General features: G+C 62.5%; 2 pseudogenes. One reads left to right on the forward strand and one right to left on the reverse strand.

Features of this window, described 5'->3' with window-relative positions:
* Positions 1 to 172 (forward strand): annotated as a pseudogene (locus SB753_RS35255) (porin); the annotation flags it as partial.
* A gap of 30 nt (positions 173 to 202) precedes the next feature.
* On the opposite strand, the pseudogene SB753_RS35260 reads toward SB753_RS35255, so the two are convergent.
* Positions 203 to 376: pseudogene (locus tag SB753_RS35260) on the reverse strand (IclR family transcriptional regulator); the annotation flags it as partial.

The following is a 376-nucleotide window of genomic DNA, read 5'->3' on the forward strand; positions in this document are numbered from 1 at the left end:
GACGCAGTTCGAGATCGGCGACATCTACGCGTTGTCGAAATCGACGCAACTGTATGTGAATGCGCTCTATGAGCGTGCGGGTTCGAATACCGACGCTGCGTTCTTCACTGCGGGCGTGTCGAGTGGCCGCAACCAGACGATCATTCTGACGGGCATCCACCACTCGTTCTGAGCGGAAGATCGGAATCTCGAAGCCTCCGAACTAGCTCGCCGTGACCGGTTTGCGGCGAGCCTGCGACGCGGTAGGGTCGTCCGCGCGCGGACGATAGCCCAGCCGCTCCGACAATTCGAGCGCGGCTTGGCACACGGCGCTAATGAGCGGCTCGCGCTCCTCGCTCTCGCCCAGATCGGAACGCGGAATCGTGACCGTCAACGC

The organism is Paraburkholderia sp. SIMBA_053, from assembly GCF_046534895.1.
Classification (GTDB): Bacteria; Pseudomonadota; Gammaproteobacteria; order Burkholderiales; family Burkholderiaceae; genus Paraburkholderia; species Paraburkholderia caledonica.